This is a genomic window from Pseudomonas sp. P7779 (assembly GCF_013386315.1).
Lineage (GTDB): Bacteria > Pseudomonadota > Gammaproteobacteria > Pseudomonadales > Pseudomonadaceae > Aquipseudomonas.
This window is the reverse complement of sequence record NZ_JACARZ010000007.1, coordinates 1-16863: the sequence shown is the minus strand read 5'-3', so window position 1 is coordinate 16863 and position 16863 is coordinate 1. Positions and strand designations below refer to the sequence as shown.

Annotated in this window: 17 protein-coding genes; 7 read left to right on the top strand and 10 right to left on the bottom strand. The window is 61.9% G+C overall.

Annotated elements, in window-relative coordinates:
* Position 1: 1 nt before the first annotated feature.
* Positions 2-1561: an ABC transporter substrate-binding protein gene (locus HX869_RS03355; RefSeq protein WP_178902732.1), complete on the bottom strand. Its 1560-nt coding sequence runs from the start codon at positions 1559-1561 to the stop codon at positions 2-4.
* Positions 1562-1950: 389 nt separating this feature from the next.
* Here HX869_RS03355 and HX869_RS03350 point away from each other — a divergent pair, with 389 nt between their 5' ends.
* Both HX869_RS03350 and HX869_RS03345 read left to right on the top strand, forming a co-directional pair.
* The gene (locus tag HX869_RS03350) at positions 1951-2865 is read left to right on the top strand and encodes a LysR substrate-binding domain-containing protein (protein WP_003208132.1); all 915 of its coding nucleotides are present in this window, start codon (positions 1951-1953) and stop codon (positions 2863-2865) included.
* A gap of 25 nt (positions 2866-2890) precedes the next feature.
* Positions 2891-4321: a serine hydrolase gene (locus tag HX869_RS03345; protein ID WP_178902731.1), complete on the top strand. Its 1431-nt coding sequence runs from the start codon at positions 2891-2893 to the stop codon at positions 4319-4321.
* On the opposite strand, the gene nadE is transcribed toward HX869_RS03345, so the two are convergent.
* Genes nadE through HX869_RS03330 form a run of 3 tightly spaced genes read right to left on the bottom strand, consistent with a single transcriptional unit; the run spans position 4301 to position 7002 of the window.
* Positions 4301-5116 carry an ammonia-dependent NAD(+) synthetase gene (gene nadE, locus HX869_RS03340; protein WP_177080211.1) on the bottom strand — a complete coding sequence of 272 codons (816 nt, stop codon included), beginning with the start codon at positions 5114-5116 and terminating at the stop codon, positions 4301-4303. The genes HX869_RS03345 and nadE overlap by 21 nt on opposite strands.
* Position 5117: 1 nt before the next feature.
* Positions 5118-6344, bottom strand: coding sequence for a nicotinate phosphoribosyltransferase (pncB, locus tag HX869_RS03335; protein WP_178902730.1), 1227 nt, complete (start codon positions 6342-6344; stop codon positions 5118-5120).
* 10 nt (positions 6345-6354) lie between these two features.
* Positions 6355-7002 carry a nicotinamidase gene (locus HX869_RS03330; RefSeq protein WP_003208124.1) on the bottom strand — a complete coding sequence of 216 codons (648 nt, stop codon included), beginning with the start codon at positions 7000-7002 and terminating at the stop codon, positions 6355-6357.
* Between the two features lie 147 nt (positions 7003-7149).
* Here HX869_RS03330 and HX869_RS03325 point away from each other — a divergent pair, with 147 nt between their 5' ends.
* Positions 7150-7857 carry an NUDIX hydrolase gene (locus HX869_RS03325; RefSeq protein WP_008437074.1) on the top strand — a complete coding sequence of 236 codons (708 nt, stop codon included), beginning with the start codon at positions 7150-7152 and terminating at the stop codon, positions 7855-7857.
* 163 nt (positions 7858-8020) lie between these two features.
* Here the strand turns inward: HX869_RS03325 and HX869_RS03320 are convergent, their stop codons facing one another.
* Both HX869_RS03320 and HX869_RS03315 read right to left on the bottom strand, forming a co-directional pair.
* Positions 8021-8794: an L-iditol 2-dehydrogenase gene (locus tag HX869_RS03320; protein ID WP_003208119.1), complete on the bottom strand. Its 774-nt coding sequence runs from the start codon at positions 8792-8794 to the stop codon at positions 8021-8023.
* A 22-nt stretch (positions 8795-8816) separates the two neighbouring features.
* Complete coding sequence (locus tag HX869_RS03315; RefSeq protein ID WP_177069038.1) at positions 8817-10127, bottom strand: sugar ABC transporter substrate-binding protein; 1311 nt, start codon at positions 10125-10127, stop codon at positions 8817-8819.
* A gap of 214 nt (positions 10128-10341) precedes the next feature.
* On the opposite strand from HX869_RS03315, the gene HX869_RS03310 reads away from it, so the two are divergent.
* A complete protein-coding gene (locus tag HX869_RS03310) occupies positions 10342-11289 on the top strand; it encodes an AraC family transcriptional regulator (protein ID WP_177047422.1) in 948 nt (315 codons plus the stop codon).
* Here the strand turns inward: HX869_RS03310 and HX869_RS03305 are convergent.
* Positions 11259-12068: an aminoglycoside phosphotransferase family protein gene (locus HX869_RS03305; RefSeq protein ID WP_008437070.1), complete on the bottom strand. Its 810-nt coding sequence runs from the start codon at positions 12066-12068 to the stop codon at positions 11259-11261. The genes HX869_RS03310 and HX869_RS03305 overlap by 31 nt on opposite strands.
* A 224-nt stretch (positions 12069-12292) precedes the next feature.
* Here HX869_RS03305 and HX869_RS03300 point away from each other — a divergent pair, with 224 nt between their 5' ends.
* Both HX869_RS03300 and HX869_RS03295 read left to right on the top strand, forming a co-directional pair.
* On the top strand, positions 12293-13249 hold the full coding sequence (locus HX869_RS03300) for a nucleoside-specific channel-forming protein Tsx (RefSeq protein ID WP_178902729.1): 957 nt from the start codon (positions 12293-12295) through the stop codon (positions 13247-13249).
* 20 nt (positions 13250-13269) lie between these two features.
* Complete coding sequence (locus tag HX869_RS03295) at positions 13270-14307, top strand: purine nucleoside permease (RefSeq protein ID WP_178902728.1); 1038 nt, start codon at positions 13270-13272, stop codon at positions 14305-14307.
* 142 nt (positions 14308-14449) lie between these two features.
* Here the strand turns inward: HX869_RS03295 and HX869_RS03290 are convergent, their stop codons facing one another.
* From HX869_RS03290 to HX869_RS03280, 3 genes are all read right to left on the bottom strand, one after another.
* On the bottom strand, positions 14450-15409 hold the full coding sequence (locus HX869_RS03290; RefSeq protein ID WP_102369314.1) for a zinc-binding alcohol dehydrogenase family protein: 960 nt from the start codon (positions 15407-15409) through the stop codon (positions 14450-14452).
* Positions 15410-15439: 30 nt separating this feature from the next.
* A complete protein-coding gene (locus HX869_RS03285) occupies positions 15440-15613 on the bottom strand; it encodes a DUF1427 family protein (protein ID WP_003208108.1) in 174 nt (57 codons plus the stop codon).
* A gap of 89 nt (positions 15614-15702) precedes the next feature.
* Positions 15703-16467 (bottom strand): helix-turn-helix domain-containing protein, encoded by a 765-nt coding sequence (locus HX869_RS03280; RefSeq protein WP_102369315.1) that lies wholly within the window; start codon positions 16465-16467, stop codon positions 15703-15705.
* 116 nt (positions 16468-16583) lie between these two features.
* Here HX869_RS03280 and HX869_RS03275 point away from each other — a divergent pair, with 116 nt between their 5' ends.
* On the top strand, positions 16584-16826 hold the full coding sequence (locus tag HX869_RS03275; protein ID WP_003208104.1) for a DUF6555 family protein: 243 nt from the start codon (positions 16584-16586) through the stop codon (positions 16824-16826).
* The last annotated feature ends 37 nt before the right edge of the window (positions 16827-16863 follow it).

The following is a 16863-nucleotide window of genomic DNA, read 5'->3' as shown; positions in this document are numbered from 1 at the left end:
CTCAGTTACTCCCGGTCGCAGGGACGCTGACGGTCCACAGGCGCGGCTTGGACACCGGCCAGGTGCGCAGGCCTTTGACGTAATCACGGCTGGCGGCGATGGCATTGCCGTTGTACATCGGGATCATCGGCACGTCCTTGAGCATCTGCTGATGCAGTTGGTCGAACAGCGCCTGGCGCTTGCTGATATCGCCTTCGCGCTGGGCTTCACGCAGCCATTCCTGGGCCTGGGGGTTGTCCCAGACCTTGCGCGCTTCCTTGTCCTTGTCGCCGGCCATCGAGTCGAAACTCAGGGCCGGGTCAAGGCGTTCGGAATACGGGAACGCCATCATCTGGTAGTTGCCGGTCTGGTAGCGCTCCAGCTGAGTGCCCCACTCCAGGGTTTCCAGTTCCAGGTTGATGCCGCTGGCCTTGGCCATGGCTTGCACGAACACGCCCATGTCGAAGATCGCGGCGTAGCGCTTGTTGACGATCAGTTTGATTGGCTGGCCTTTATAGCCGGCTTCCCGCAGCAGTTGGGCGGTCTTGGCCGGGTCGAAATCGAAGCCCTGGTTCTCGATTGCCTGGTGGTAGTGGCTGCCACTGGCGACCATCGAATTGTTGGCCTGGGAACGGCCACCGGTCAGGGCGGCGACGATTTGGGCGGAGTCCAGCGAATGGGCGATGGCCTGGCGCAGGCGCACATCTTTGAGCAAGGGGTCGCGGGTCTGGAACAGCAACGCGTTGACCGACATGGTGCCGCTGGAGGTGACCTTGATGCCGGGGTTGGCAGCCAGTTCGGTGGCGTCCAGCGGCGTGACGTCAATCAGCAGGTCGACGTTCTTCGACAGCAAGGCCGCCTTGGCCGCCGCCGGGTCCGGGATCACCAGCAGGCGCACGCGGTCGAGGGTCGTGGTTTTATTGCCGGTGTAGCCATCCGGCTCTTTCTCGTCCCGCGGGGTGTAGTTGGCGTTGCGCAGCAGGTCGATGTATTGGCCGGGCTTCCACTCGCCCAGGCGGAACGGGCCGGTGCCGATGGGGGCTTTCCACTGGCCGTCGACCACCGAGTCGGGGTGCAGGATGCCGCTGCCACCGCACTCCGGCAGCGCGGTGCTGGTGAGGAACAGGCCGTTGGGCTTGTCCAGGGTAAACACCACGGTGAGTGGGTCCGGGGCGCTCATGTCGACGATTTTCGCGCCGCCATGGCCGTCGAATTCAGGGGCGCAGCGCCATTGGGTTTTCGGGTCGAGGTAGTGTTTCCAGGTCCACAGCACTTCGGCGGAGGTCAGTGGCGCACCGTTCTGGAACTTGACCCCGTTGCGCAGGTGGAAGGTGTAGCGCAGGCCGTCGTCGGACACCTGCACGTCTTTGGCCAGCAGCGGGCCGACGGTGGCATCTTCACGGAAGGCCACCAGTCCTTCGGTAATGTGCAAGATGACGGCGTCGGAATTGGTGTCACGGTTGACGCCTGGCTCGGTGCTGCGAATGTCGGCGTTCAACGCGACTTTCAATAGATTCTCGGCGTGGGCAGTGCCCACCAGCGCGGCGGACAAGGCGCCAGCCAGGAATAAAGTCTTGTTCATGATAAATGCACCTTGAATGATCCTTACGCTTGGGTTCGGACGCTGGCAGGACCCAAAAAGAGGCACGGCCGAACACCTGAATAGTTGTTGTTGTTTTAGTCGCTGATTACGGTTTGCGAATGTTCCTGGACCGATCTTATTCGCCACCCAATCAACTTGAGAAGAACGCTCCGAGTGATCGGGCTCGGTTTATCCGATCATCAACCGTCCGTGGGTTGCCCTGGCGTTACCGTACCGAGAAATCAGGGCCTTGAGCTGGAAAAGATGGGGTTTTCCTGATCAAAAATAATGATCGCGATCATCCAGACCGATCTGTGCTCACCTATAGTCATCAGATAAGCTGGCTGGCATTCAATGGTTTAAATGCAGCACTGAGCGAGCCCACCGTCATGACCCTCACCCATCTTCGCGCGTTCTGCTCCGTGGTTGAAAAAGGCAGCTTCCGCTCGGCCGCACGTCAGTTGGATGTGGCCCAAAGCACATTGACCCAGTCAATCCAGACCCTCGAAAAGGAACTCGGGGTGGTGCTGCTGCAACGCTCCAACCAAGGCATCAACCTGACCCCGGCCGGCGAGGTGTTCCTGGCCCGTGCCCGTTCCATCACTCTCGACTGCGAACGTGCCCTGCTCGACCTGCAACCCTGGAAAGGCGAGCCCGAAGGCCATATCGCCCTGGGCGTCACCTCCGAACCCTTGGCCGAATTGCTGCTGCCGGTACTGAGCAACTTCACCCAGCGCTTCCCGCGCATGCAGGTGCACGTGGCCAGCGGCACCACCAAGGGCCTGGTGGAAAAAGTCCGCGATGGCCGCCTGGATTTCGTCTTGTGCCCGCTGGCGCCCAACGTGGCCGATATCGACCTGGCCATCGACCGCCTCTACAGCTCAAACGCCGGCATCATTGCGCGCAAGGGCCACCCGCAGGCCCACGCAAAATCCGTGCAAGCCCTCACCGACTGCCAGTGGATCAGCGTACGCCCGGCCGGCGTAGTGGGCGGCGCGGAGAACCGCTTGATCGAGCTGTTCCGTACCCAGGGCCTGGCGCCACCAAAGATTGCGATCACCACTGATTCGTTGCTGGAAACCCTGCACATCGTATCGGAAACCGATTACCTGACCATCGAACCGCGCATGCTGCCGGGGATGAAGCTGTTCTCCAGCGCCCTGACCACCATCGCCATCGAAGAACCGCTGGCGACCCGCGATGTATGCCTGATCAGCCGCCGTTCGTCGCCGCTCACCAGCGTCAGCCAGGAACTGACCAGCATGCTGATTTCCTATTCGCGGCTGGTGCACCGCAGCCGTTGATTTCCCTCCCCCTACGAGCCTGTTTATGCCCATGTCCTACGATGGTTTGTCCCGCGCCAGCGCCAGCAGCGTCGGCGTTGATCCCGAGCACCTGATTGCCTTTCTCGATGAAGTGAAAGCGGCCGGCCTCGACCTGCAAGGCCTGATGCTGCACCGCCACGGCCACGTGGTCGCCGAAGGCTGGAGCTGGCCGGTGGACCCCAACGAGCCGCGGGTATTGCACTCGGTGGCCAAGAGCTTCACCGCCTGCGCCATTGGCCTGGCCGTGGATGAAGGCTTGCTGAAACTGGATGACCGGCTGGTGGCGTTCTTTCCGGAGTGTGTGCCGGTGGATGCCGACCCGCGCCTGGCGGACATGACCGTAGAACACCTGCTGACCATGCGCACCGGCCACGCCGCCAATACCTCGGGTTCAGTGTGGCGGGGTATCGAGACCAGCTGGATTGCCGAGTTCTTCAAGATACCGCTGGCCTATGCACCGGGCACCACCTACGTCTATACGAGTGCGGCCAGCTACATGCTCTCGGCGCTGATCAACAAGGTCACCGGGCAAACCTTGCACGCGTACCTCAAGCCCCGGCTGTTTGTACCGCTGGATATCCATAATGAAAGCTGGGACATCGGCCCCGATGGCGTGAATCCCGGCGGCAATGGCTTGAAGGCGCCGACCTCGGCCATGCTCAAGCTGGGTGTGCTGCATGCACAAGGCGGCGTGTGGCATGGCAAGCAGGTTCTACCGGCGGCCTGGGTTGCAGCGGCCACCCGGCCACAAGGCGGGCCGGACAGCCGCTACGGTTATCACTGGATGATGAAACCGGCACACGCCTTCAGCGCTGTCGGGGTGTTTGTGCAGATGGCGATGGTGTTCCGCGAGTACGGTGCAACGCTGGTGGTGATCGGCGGGATGAAGAATTCGGCGGAGCTGATTCCGTTTGTCGAGCGGCATTTTCCGGCGGCGTTTGGCGATGATTGCACGGTCAAAGCCGAAGCGGATGCACGGTTGGAGCAACGTCTGGCGAGCATGGCACAGCGGCCTGAGTTGCTTTCAGCGTGTGCAGGGCCGAGAGATTTCACGGGCGTGTATCAGGTAGAGCCCAACGGCCTGGATGTGCAGCAATTGGCGTTCGCCGTCGAAGGCAATGTACTGCGCTTCCAACTGACCGACAGCAAGGCGACTCATGCCCTAGAGGTGGGGATTGATCACTGGATCGCCGGCACCACCAACATGCCGGGCCGGGCGTTGCACCACGGTTATGAGTTCAAGGATGCGCAGATCGTTGCCGGCGCGCGCTGGCTGGATACCAGGACGCTGGAGATGACCTGGATCTACCCGCAAACCGCGTTTCGCGATCGGGTGGTGTGCGGGTTTGACGGTGACCGCGTGAGCGTGGCGCGTACGGTCAACGTCAACAGTGCCGGGAAGGAGCAGGAAGTCTTAGTCGGGAACCGCCGGTAATGCTCGCTTGTGGGCGGTCTTGAGGTAGGCGCTCTCGACAATCGCCCTCACCCGCTCACTCACTGCCTCGCCCATCAGGTAGCGGTCGATCTCGTCATAGCTGCAGCCATACGCCAACTCATCCGGCTTGCCCGGTGCCAGTTCTTCCAGGTCGGCAGTCGGTGCCTTGGCCACCAACTGCCGTGGCCCGCCAAGGGCGCTGGCCAGCAGGCGCACCTGGGTCTTGGTCAGCCCTGAGAGCGGCGCCAGGTCGCAGGCGCCGTCACCGAACTTGGTAAAAAATCCCATCAGCGCCTCCGCGCCATGGTCGGTGCCCACCACCAGGCCGTTGTGCAGGTTCGCCACGGCGTACTGCGCCATCATCCGCGCCCGGGCCTTGACGTTGCCCTTGATAAAGTCGATGCGTTCGGCGCTGGCTTGCGCGGCAGACAGGCTGCCCATCAGCCCGTCGACGCAGGCGGCGATGTTCAGCGTCTCGATCCGGTCCGGTGCGATAAAGTCCAGGGAAGCCTGGGCGTCGCGCTCGTCCGCCTGGGTTTTATAGGGCAGGCGCATGGCAATAAACCGCGCCTCGTAGTCTTCGTTGCGCAGTTGTTCCACTGCCAGTTGGCACAGGCGCCCGGCGGTCAGTGAGTCGACACCGCCACTGATGCCCAGCACCAGCGCATGGAAGCCGGACTGGCGCAAGGTGCCCTTGATGAAGTCGATGCGCCGTTGCAGCTCAGCGCCCTCGCCTCCCTTGCCGAGCAGCCGGTTGATCTTCAGTTCTTGTGCGATACGTGCCTGAGTGTCCATGTCACACCCCCAGTTGCGGATTGACGTTGCCGACGTTGAACACCTGCGCCGCATACTGCAGGAACGAGGCGTCTTCGCAGACGTTCTTGATCGGGTCATCGGAGAATTTCACCACCGGCTCACCGTGCACCCGCACCAGTTTCATCACGATGCTCAGCGGCTCCACTCCGTCGACATCACAGGCCAGGCTGGTGCCCATGCCAAAGCCGAACTTGGCCTTGCCCCGCACGTGCCGCAGGATCGGCAGGCATTTCTCGAAATTCAGGCCATCGGAGAACATCAGGCCCTTGGTCATCGGGTCGATGCCCAGCTCCTTGTAGCGGGCCAACACCTTGTCGGCCCAGACGATCGGGTCACCGGAGTCCTGGCGCAAACCGTCGTACAGCTTGGCAAAGTACAGGTCGAAATCCTTGAGGAAAAAGTCGGTGCTGATGCAGTCGGTCAGGGCGATACCCAAGCGCCCACGGTATTCGCGCACCCAGTTTTCCAGCGCCGCATTCTGGCTTTCCCGCAGCCGCCCCAGTTGCTGGTGCACCATCAGCCACTGGTGGGCCATGGTGCCGATCAGCGGCAGGTCGAATTCGTAGGCCAGGTGCGCATTGCTGGTGCCGATGAACTGGCCGGGAAAGTCGCGGCGCATGATGTCGACCACTTCACGCTGGGCCTTGAACGACAACCGCCGGCGGGTGGAGAAGTCCGAGACACGCAGGTCGGCCAGTTCGTCGCGGGTGAGGTTTTTCTCCAGCCAGTCGAATTTCTGGTAGAGCTTGCGGGTGACGTCTTCGAGGCTGACGTCGGGGTATTTGTCGCGGTTGCGCAGCTCGCTGACCAGGGCCAATACCGGCTGTTCGAACATGATGCAGTGCAGCATCGGGCCGACCACGCGGACGTTCAGTTGGCCGTCGATTTCACTGACGTGGATATAGCGCAGGTTGAAGCGGAACAGCCCCAGGAAGCGCTCGAAATCCGGGGTCAAGTACTCACGGCGCTGGTTGAACAGAAAGCGCAGCTCGCCTTCGCGCATGCTGAGGCCGGCGAGTTTTTCCAGCTCCACCCGCAGCTCGGGAATCAGGTGCCCCAGTTTCTCTCTGGAGCGGACGATGACCTGGTATTCCACATCGACATTCGGGTGCTGGTGCAACACGGCCTGCATCATGGTGAAGGTGTAGTAGTCGGTGTCCAGCAGGCCCTGGATCACAGCGTTTTCGTAGTCGTATGCACTTTCCATGAGGTACTCCTTAACGCGCGGCCATCGCGGCCAGTTCTTCCCGATTGCGGGTAATTACAACGCCTGCTTGTTGCAAATGGCTGACCGCCTGCACACCGCCCTCCTCGCTGATGCCACGGCATGCCGGCAGGTGCAGGATCACCTCGAAACCGGCCTTGAGCAGTTGCAAGGCGGTGGTCTTGACGCAGTAGTCCAGGGCCAGGCCGCCGACAATCACACGCTGGATGCCTTGGGCATTGAGGTATTCGATAACGCCGGTGGAGAGTTTGTCGTGGAGGTCGTGGTAGCAGGCGCCGTAGGGATGCAGGTCGGGTTCGACGCCCTTCCAGATGAAGTAGTCGTAGTCATAAGGCGTGGGCAATTCGTCCAACAGGGTGAAACCTTCAGTGCCGGGCACACAGTGGGCGACCCAGGTGACATCGGCATGTACCAGCCCGGTGGGTTGCAGCATCTCGCTGTGCTGTTGCACCACCCAGGGCGCGTGCGGGGTATGGGCGTCCTTGCTGCCGACACGGCGCGCGGCGAGGCTGGCCATGTAATTGAGCTCGGCGCCGATCTGGTCACCGCCAGCGACCGGCAATTCGTTGGGGCACAGCGGTGTGAAGCTCTTCTGGGCGTCAACGTCGAATGAGGCGATAGCGTTCTTAGAGACGGTCATGGTCGTGTTCTCCTGTGGCCTGGGTATAAAAGTACACGTCATGTACTTTCATAGCAAGAAACATTTTGTTATCTATGCTGGATCAAGTACACGACACACCCGTTTGATCCGTTAGACTGTGCCCCACCGCTGCCAACAGGACCCGACATGCCAGACCACGCCCCAACCCTTAGCGCCTACCTGCACACCGTGGACTTGTGCGTGCTGTTCTATTGCCGTGCATCCGGGGAACTGAAGATATTGCTCAACCAGCGCGACGCCGAGCCCTTCGCCGGGCACTGGGCCTTGCCCGGTGTAGTGGTGAATGGCGGCGTGCAAGATCTGAGCCTGCAGGATGCCGTGGAGCGGTTGCGGGCCAGTGACAAGGTTGGGTTGCCGCTGGCCTGGTATGAGCAAGTGGGGACGGTGGGCGATGCGTTTCGCGATCCGCGCTGCTGGTCGTCGTCGACCTATTACCTGGCGATCGTGGCTGATGAGGTGGAGCTGGGGGGGCATCAAAAGTGGTGCTCTGTTGATGCCGTGGCGACTGGCGGGGTCAAGCTGCCCTTCGATCACAACGCGATTGTGGCAGCGGTACAGGAAAGGCTGTTTTCCAAGTCGCTATACAGCAGCTTGCCATTGATGTTTTTGGGCAATGAGTTCAGTGCGCCGGAGGCGACTACGATCTTTTCGCTGGTATTGGCGCGGCCGGTGCTGAAGACCAGTATTCGCCAGCGGTTGCTGAAGTTGACCGAGGCCGGTTTTTTGCGGGAGACGGGGCGCAAGAAGCATGGCGAGGGCGGACGGCCGCAGGCGACAGTGGAGAATCTGAAGCCTGGGGCAGTGTACTTCTTTGATCGCAGCTTTGCCGAATAAGACCAAGCCCCCTTCCCGGGGCAATGAAGATCAACTGTGGGAGCGGGCTTGCTCGCGAATGCGGAGTGTCAGTCGCCGGATAGATTGACTGATACACCGCTTTCGCGAGCAAGCCCGCTCCCACAGTTTTTGATCTGCGATGGTTCGAGGAGCTGCGTCCCGCTCAATTCATCCAGTTGCCGCCGTCGACGTTGTAGGTCTGGGCAACCACGTAGTCGGCTTCTTTGGACGCGAGGAAAACCGCCATTCCGGTCAAATCCTCGGCAGTCCCCATCCGCCCAAACGGTACCTCTGCTCCTACGCGCTTTTTCTTCTCGCCCAACGGCAGCCCTTCGTGCTTGGCAAACATCGCGTCCACCCCGTCCCAATGCTCGCCGTCCACCACTCCCGGCGCGATGGCGTTCACGTTGATGCCCTGCTTGATCAGATTCAGCCCCGCCGATTGCGTGAGGCTGATCACCGCCGCCTTGGTCGCGCAGTACACCGCCACCAGAGGCTCACCCCGGCGCCCGGCCTGGCTGGCCATGTTGATGATCTTGCCGCCATGCCCCTGCTTGATCATCTGCCGGGCCGCCGCCTGCAAGGTGAACAACGTACCGGCGACGTTGATCGAGAACAGCCGGTCGAAGCTCTCGCGGGTGATGTCGGTGATGGGCGCCAGGTCGAACAAGGCGGCGTTGTTGATCAGAATGTCGAGCTTGCCGGCCTGCGCCACCACGGCGGCAATCGCGGCATCGATGGACGCCTGGTCGGTGACATCCATCGCCACCGCGTAGGCCTTCGGGCCCAGCTCCGTGGCGGTGGCCCGCGCCCGCTCCAGGTTGATGTCGGCGATGGCAACGGTCGCGCCTTCGTTGATGTAGGCCTGGGCAAACGCCCGGCCAATGCCCCGCGCGCTGCCGGTGACCAGCGCACTTTTACCTTCCAGTCGTTTCATCAATGCAGTGTCCCTGAGGTGATTATTTCGGGTAGCCGGCGCGTTTCATTTCACGCTCGGTGGTGGACTGCGCCTCGGCCAGTGCCTTGTCGACCGTCATGCCGCCGGTGAGCGCTGCCGAAAACAGCTTACCCACCGAGGTGCCGATGGCCTGGAACTCGGGGATCGTCACGTATTGGATGCCCACGTACGGCACGGGTTTGGCCGACGGGTGCGCGGGGTCGGCGTGTTGCATCATCTGCAAGGTCACCTTGGCGAACGGCGCTGCGGCCAGGTACGCCGCGTTGTAGGTGGACTGGCGCGTGCCCGGCGGTACGTTGGTGATGCCGTCCTTATCCGCTACCAGCTGGATGTATTCCTTGGAGGTGGCCCAGGTGATAAAGGCTCTGGCGGCGTCCTTGTGCTTGGAGGTGGCCGGGATTGCCAGGGACCAGGCGTACAGCCACGACGAACCCTTGTCGGTGACCTCGGTGGGTGCGGCGGCAAAACCCACGCTGTCGGCGACTTTGCTTTGGGTTTTATCGGTGGTGAACGAGCCGGCAACGCTGGCGTCGACCCAGATCGCGCATTTGCCGCTGTTGAACAGCGCCAGGGTTTCGTTGAAACCGTTGCTGGAGACGCCCGGCGGGCCATAGTTTTTCAGGGTGTTGACGTAGAAGTTCGCCGCCGCCGTCCACTCGGGACTGGTCAGCTCGGGTTTCCATTGTTCGTCGAACCAGCGTGCACCAAAGGCGTTGGCCATGGTGCTCAGCAACGCGATGTTTTCACCCCAGCCGGCCTTGCCCCGCAGGCACATGCCGTATTGGTCCTTGGCGGGCTGGTTGAGCTTGGCGGCGAACTCCCCCAGCTGGGTCCAGGTCGGATGCTCGGGCATCGCCAGGCCGGCCTGCTTGAACAGGTCGGTGCGGTAATAGGTGACGGTGCTTTCGCCATAGAACGGCAACGCGTAGAGGGTGTTGTTCACCGACAGGCCCTGGCGTACCGCGGGGAAGATGTCTTCCACGTCGTAGTCGGCGGGCAGCGGCGTGATCGGCTCCAGCCAGTGTTTGGCACCCCACAGCGGGGTTTCATAGGTGCCGATGGTCAGTACGTCGAATTGGCCGCCCTGGGTCGCGATGTCGGTGGTGAGGCGTTGGCGCAGGACGTTTTCTTCGAGCACCACCCAATTGAGTTTCACCTCGGGGTGCTGCTGTTCGAACACCTTGGACAGGCGCTGCATGCGGATCATGTCGCTGTTGTTGACCGTGGCGATGGTCACGGTTTCGGCAGCATGTGCGGCCATCGCGAGCGTGAGGCCGGAGAGCAGGAACAGCGCTTTCGGAATCTTGAGCATGGCGGTTTCCACTTATTGTTTTTGTTGTTGACGGCCCGATTACAGCAGCTTGCCCAACGCCGGACAAACGACTGGCGGATGCCCGGCTGATACTTTTTTAACCGCATCGCCAAGATCAAAAAAGTATCAGTGGAGGGCAAAACCCGGGGTAGCGGCTACTTGAACAAAGGGCGTATTTTGGTGCCATTCCAAAAAGCCCAGAAGGGCCAAGCCCATGCCTGCAAGCCGATCCGCCCTTTTCGAGCAGCGCCCCGCCGAGCTGGAAGTGATTCTGGCCGAGCCCGAGCATGGCTTTCGCTGGTACGAACATGACTATCCGTTCGAGCTGGCCCGCTGGAACCATCACCCCGAATTTGAAATCCACCTGATCCGCCAGGGCAGCGGCAAGCTCGTGGCGGGCGACTATATCGGTGCGTTTGGCGCCGGCCATGTCGCACTGATCGGCCCCGACCTGCCCCACGATTGGATCGGCGACCTGGCCCCCGGCGAGTACCTGACGGGGCGCGATGTGGTGTTGCAGTTCGACGGCGCCGCATTGCTGGCCCTGCGCACCACGCTGCCTGAGCTGGGCGACCTGCAAGGCCTGTTTGACCGGGCCCGGCGCGGCCTGGAATTCACCGGTGAAACCGCCCTGAAGGCTGCGCACCTGCTGGAGTCCATCGGCCCCGCCGAGGGCCTGGCGCGCCTGATTCTGTTCATCCAGTTACTGCATACCTTGGGGCAGGCACCCTCCGGGGAAGCCCATTGCCTGGCCAGTGCCTGCTACACGCCAAGCCTGGATGCCCGCAGCTCGGAGCGTATCCACAAGGCCTTCGAATACCTGATGACGGAATTGACCGGCGACCTGCGGCTGTCGGTGATCGCCCAACGGCTGGACATGAGCGAACCGGGCTTCTCGCGTTTTTTCAAGCGCGTCACCGGTCACGGCTTTATCGACCTGATGCGCAAGTTCCGGGTGCAGCGCGCCTGCCGCCTGTTGCTGCAAAGCGAGATGTCAGTCGCCGATATCTGCTTTGAAGTGGGTTACGCCAACCTCTCCAACTTCAACCGGCACTTTCGCATCGAGATGAACCAGACGCCCAGCGAATATCGCCGGGAAACCGCGATGTACCTGTTTAACCGCAATGGCGATCAGGCGCTGCCGTTTACCAAGGCGCATTGAGCCAGGCGCGCCACTTCCAGCTCCCCATCGGCGCGGTGTCGCTGGTCATCCTCCAGAAACCACGCCGCCGACAAACCGGCGTGCGCCACCACCCATTGCAACAGGCGCTGGCGCTCCAGGCCCGCAGCCCCGGCGATGATCTCGACCTGGCGTGTAAATCGCGCCGGATCGGTGCAAGTGGGCAAATCCGGATTGCAGATCAAATTCGCGTAGTCATAGCCACGCTCGCCGGCCACCCGCTTGGGATCAATCGCCAGCCAGCCCCGGGGGCCGAAATCGAGGATGTTGTCGTGGTGCACATCACCGTGCAGCACCACCGGTTCCTGAGGTGACGCCAGCAGGCTGCGCGCCGTGGCGGCACACTCGCGTATCCGCCCGCCTTTACCCTCAGCGGCGAGCCACAGGGAGCGGAACCAGAGCTCCAATGAGTGCAAGCCCGCCGGTGGCGACGGGCGCGGCGCATGCAACAACGCCACGGTGGCGCAGGCAATGCGGCTGGCTTCATCGTCCTGGCCGTTGAGGGCCATGTGCATCAGCGAACCCGGGCCGGTTGCGCGCTCCATCACCACGGCATCGCCGTCATGGAAAAACACGCGGGCGGCGCCCTTGCCGGCCCACCAAGTCATCAACTCGCCGCCGAGCTTTTCCTCGGGCTCGCGGGCGATCTTGAGCATCGCCGGCTGCCCGTCCCAGCGCACCGGCAGCAGGTCGCTGCCGGGGGTGATGATGGCGTCACCCTCGGGTGTCAGGTTCCAGCGTTTCAAATAGTGATCGAACATCGGGCGACTCCCAGTGCGAGGTCCTGCAGGATGCCACACACGCCTTTACCCGGTCCGTTACGTTTCTGACCAAAAGGCCGACTATTTCCCACTTTTCTCAATTCCTTCATGCAATTGACACAAATTGGTACAACCTGTGCAAACGTTTGCGGAACGAACTTGGCAACCAGGTTCACCTCAACCCGAAGAATCGGGCCCCAACCGCGTACGAACAGGGATTTTCAATGCAACCCACTTCCAGACGATCCGCGTCGGCTACCCCTTTTGCTGTTTCCCTGCTACTGGCTGCCGTTACGGGAGTACTCAGCGGACCCATTTTGGCGCAGGAAAAACCCACCGATGACTCAGCACAGGGCGAAGCCCTGGCCCCGGAAACCAGCCCGTCGAAAAAAGGCGTGTACCTGTCGGACTGGTTCAACCAGGACCTGACGGTGATCGGCAGCAAAGACATCAGCTTCGGCCCCAAACCCGCCGATGACGTGTACCTGGAGTACGAATACTTCGGCCGCAAGGGCCCGTTCGAACTGTATGGCTACGTCGACATCCCGAAGATCTTCGGGATCGGCAACAGCAACGACAAAGGCGCGTGGGACCACGGCTCGCCGGTGTTCATGGAGCACGAACCGCGCATCTCCATCGACTACCTGGCCGGTCGCAGCCTGGCCATCGGCCCGTTCAAGGAATGGTATGTAGCGTTTGACTGGATCTACGACCACGGCAGCAACAAGGACAACCGTGCCAACACCTTGTACAGCGGCCTGGGCACCGACATCGAGACCCACTCGCGGGTCAACCTGTCGGCCAACTTCTATGGCCGTTACCAGTGGGAAAACTACGGCGCCAGCAACGAATACTCATGGGACGGCTACCGTGCGCAGATGAAATACATCGTGCCCATCGGCAGCTTCGACAATGGTGCGTCGCTGACCTATATCGGCTTCACCAACTACGATTTCGGCTCGGATCTGCACAAAGACAACCCCGCGCGCACCGCCAACTCCCTGGTTGCAACAAACGTGCTGTTGTATTCGTTCACTCACCTGCGTTTCACCCTGGTAGGCCGTTACTTCCACAACGGCGGCAACTGGGAAGACGGCAGCGAGCTGAACTTTGGCGACGGCAATTTCCGCGCCCGCTCCAACGGCTGGGGTTACTACGCCGGTGTGGGCTATCAATTCTGAGTGTGAACAAGGAGCAGTAGATGAAGACCTTTACCCGCCTTTCAACCGCCATCGGCCTGGCCGCCGGGGCGCTGTTGCCGCATGTCGTGCTGGCTGATGCCCCGGCCCCGATCAAGCCCAAGGTGATGCTGATCACCATGTTCGCCCCCGAAGCGCAGAACTGGATCGACCGCCTGGAACTCAAGCAGGAAGTTCGCGTGCCAGGCTTGTCGGCCGAGTATCCAGTGATCCGCTGCAACACCCAGGACGTGTGCCTGCTGGTGACCGGCATGGGCCAGACCAACGCTGCCGCCTCGACCCTGGCGCTGGCGTTGTCGCCCAAGTTCGACCTGCGCCAGAGCTACTTCCTGATCGCCGGGATCGCCGGGATCAACCCGCACCATGGCACCATCGGCACCGCCGCGTGGGCCCATTACCTGGTGGAATTCGGAACCCAATGGGAACTGGATTCACGGGACGCGCCGAAGGACTGGCCGACCGGCTATATCGGCATCAATACCAAGGGGCCGAACGAGAAGCCGCCGCTGGACTACAAGACCGAAGTGTTCGAGCTCAATCCCAAGCTGCAAGCCAAGGCGTTTGCGCTGTCGCAAAAAGTCGAGCTCAGTGAAAGCAAGGAGTCCACGGCCTGGCGCAAACACTATCCGTACGCGCCGGCCAATCAGCCGCCGCAGGTCACCCGGTGCGACACCCTGGCGGGCAATACCTGGTTCTCCGGGACGCGCCTGAGTGAGCGCGCCGAGGTCTGGACCAAATTGCTGACGGACAATAAAGGCGTGTACTGCACCACCCAGCAGGAAGACAACTCCACCTATGAGGCGTTGCTACGAGCCAGCCGTGAAGGGTGGGTGGATATCAATCGCCTGGCGGTGGTGCGGGCCGGTTCCGACTTTGATCGGCCGTACCCGGGCTACAGCGAAGTGGACAACCTGCTGAAGTATGCGGACCAGGGCGGATTTGTGCCGGCGCTGGAGAACCTGTATCGCACCGGTAATCCGCTGGTGCAGGCAATTCTGAAGAACTGGTCGGCGTGGGAAAAAGGCGTTCCCGAAGCCTGAACAAAGATCAAATGTGGGAGCGGGCTTGCTCGCGAAAGCGGTGGATCAGTGCCGAATGTATTGGCTGACACACCGTATTCGCGAGCAAGCCCGCTCCCACACAAGCCCGTTCCCACACAAGCCCGCGCCCACAATAAGCGGGTCAGGGCAGGAAGATAATCTTGTCGGCACTGCCCTGGTTCACTTGCTCAAAGCACTTCACACCGTCGGCCAGCGACACTTCTCGCAAACCGGTCGGCAGCGGCAACAAGTCCTCATCGAAGAACCGCCCGAACTGCTCCAGCATCACGGCGCATTGCTCGCAGTTGTAGAGCAGCGAATTGATCCCCACCACCGAACCACCCTTGCGATACAACGCCAGGGCCGGCAGTTGCACGTGCCCGTCCACCGGCGCGGCGATGATCGCGATACGGCCAAAAGGCGCCAGCGCCGCCACCGCTGCCGGCAACCAGAAGCCGGTGGTGTCAAAGATCACATCGGCGCCCGTACCGAACAGCGCATTAACCTGCCCTCCCAGCGCTTCCGGCTGGCCCAGTAACAAGCCCTCGAAACCCTGCTCGCGCAAGGCCTCGACCTGTTCCGGCCGACGCACGGCCCCGAGCACCTGGGCCCCACGAATCTTCGCCAGGGCCAACGCCGCGCTGCCTACCGCTCCATTGGCACCAATCACCAATAAGCGAGTACCTTTGCCGACACCGCTGCGCTCAAGGGCATCCCACGCCGTGGTGTACGGTACGCCGAGACTGGCGGCCTGGGCAAAGCTCAGATGGCTGGGCTTGTGCGCCACGCCCTTGGCCGACACGGTGAGGTACTGGGCGTGGGAACCGTCGGCGAAAAAACCCAGGTCGCGACCGGTGCCCCAGACCTCCTGGCCGACCAGTTCCTGTGGGCCTTCCACCACCACCCCGGCAAAATCACGGCCGGGAATGCGTGGCAACGTGGTGTAGGGGAAACGCCCGAGCACGTTCTTCACGTCGCTGGGGTTCAGCCCGGCAGCCTTGATCTGCACCAGGACTTCACCGGCCGCCGGCACCGGCGTGGCGACATCAACGTAAGCAAGGGCAGCGAGATCGCCGGTGGCGGAAAATTGCAGTGCTTTCATGACCAATATCCATCGAGGTTAAAAAGGGTTTCAGGAGAACCAGGCGCTGACCATTTGCCGGCCCATGGGCCAGAGCTTCTCGCCCATCAGCATGCCCATCAGCCCGATCAGGGCGATGGCAGGAGGCGCAGGCGAGCGAAAGTCCAGGGCACCGTAAATCACGCCGACCAACAGGCCGATGGCCAAGGAAATCAGGTAATTCATGGAACACTCCGCAGCAAGGGTTGATGCGGTCAGTGTAGGGGGGCTGAAACCGAAGCATCGGCCAAGTGCTTCAGGATTTCGGCCAAGCCTCAGACGGGATACTGCGACGGCGCCATCCCCAGTTCACGGCGAAACATGTCGCTGAAACTGCTCGGCGAATAACCCAGGGAACGGGCGATCGCGCTGACCGACTGGCCCTGGATCAACTCGGCCACGGCGGTGGCCAACTGCACCTGGCGGCGCCACTCGGCAAAGCCCATGCCCAGGCTGTTCTGGAACAGCCGCGCCAGGGTGCGTACGCTGGCGCCGGCGGCTTCGGCGTGCTGTTCAAAGGGAATGTCCAGGGACGGTGACGCCATCACCGCCTGGCAGGCGCTGGTCAGGCGTCGGTCGGCGCCCACGGGCAAGGCGATACGGATCGGCGAGCGCCGGGCCCGTTGCAGTTCCAGCAGGGCCAGGCCGACCACGGCTTCGTAATAGGCCTGGTCCCCCTTGTCGCCCTGCTCCACCAGCGCCACGATCAGTTCGCGCAGCAGCCCGCCGACCTCGATCACTTGCACCTGGCTGTCCAGGGTCGCTGCCAGCGCCGGGCGCAGGTAAATGTTGCGCATCTGCAAGTCCGACACCACGCGAATCCCATGCTCGACACCCGGCGGCAGCCACACCGCGCGCTGGGGCGGCACTACCAGCGCTTCCCGGGGTGTCTCGACCCACATCACGCCGCTCATGGCATACAGCAACTGGCCCCAATCGTGTTGATGGGGCTCGACATACAATCCGCGCGGATAGGTGCGCGCCAAGGGTTGCACGGGGACGGCGTGATCACTGAGGTCGGGAGGCGCGGCAAGGGCCATGGAAGACACATCGTTCAAGTATGGAGCGCCATGATAAGACGTGAACCGGATGATCCGAGTGAATTTTTACCACCTGCGCAGGGTCACTTAAAGACACAAGGAGGGTTTACGGATCCATGACTAACGCAAAACTTTTCGTGATCGACTACACGCTGCATGGCCAGCCCAAGTCATTCATCATCCGCCTGGAAAAACTCGACAACGCCGAAGCCTGGCATTGGGCGAGCTGCGACGCCGGCGTAGGCCGCATCGGGCGCTTTGCCCGTGAGCAGGTGAAGAAGACGAGCCAGCCCCAGGCCGAGAAATTCGGCATCGAAAACGTGCAATGGCGCCGCTCGGATGCGCGCCCCAGCGCGTGAAACAGTAGGAGCGAGCTTGCTCGCGAAGGTCGTTAAC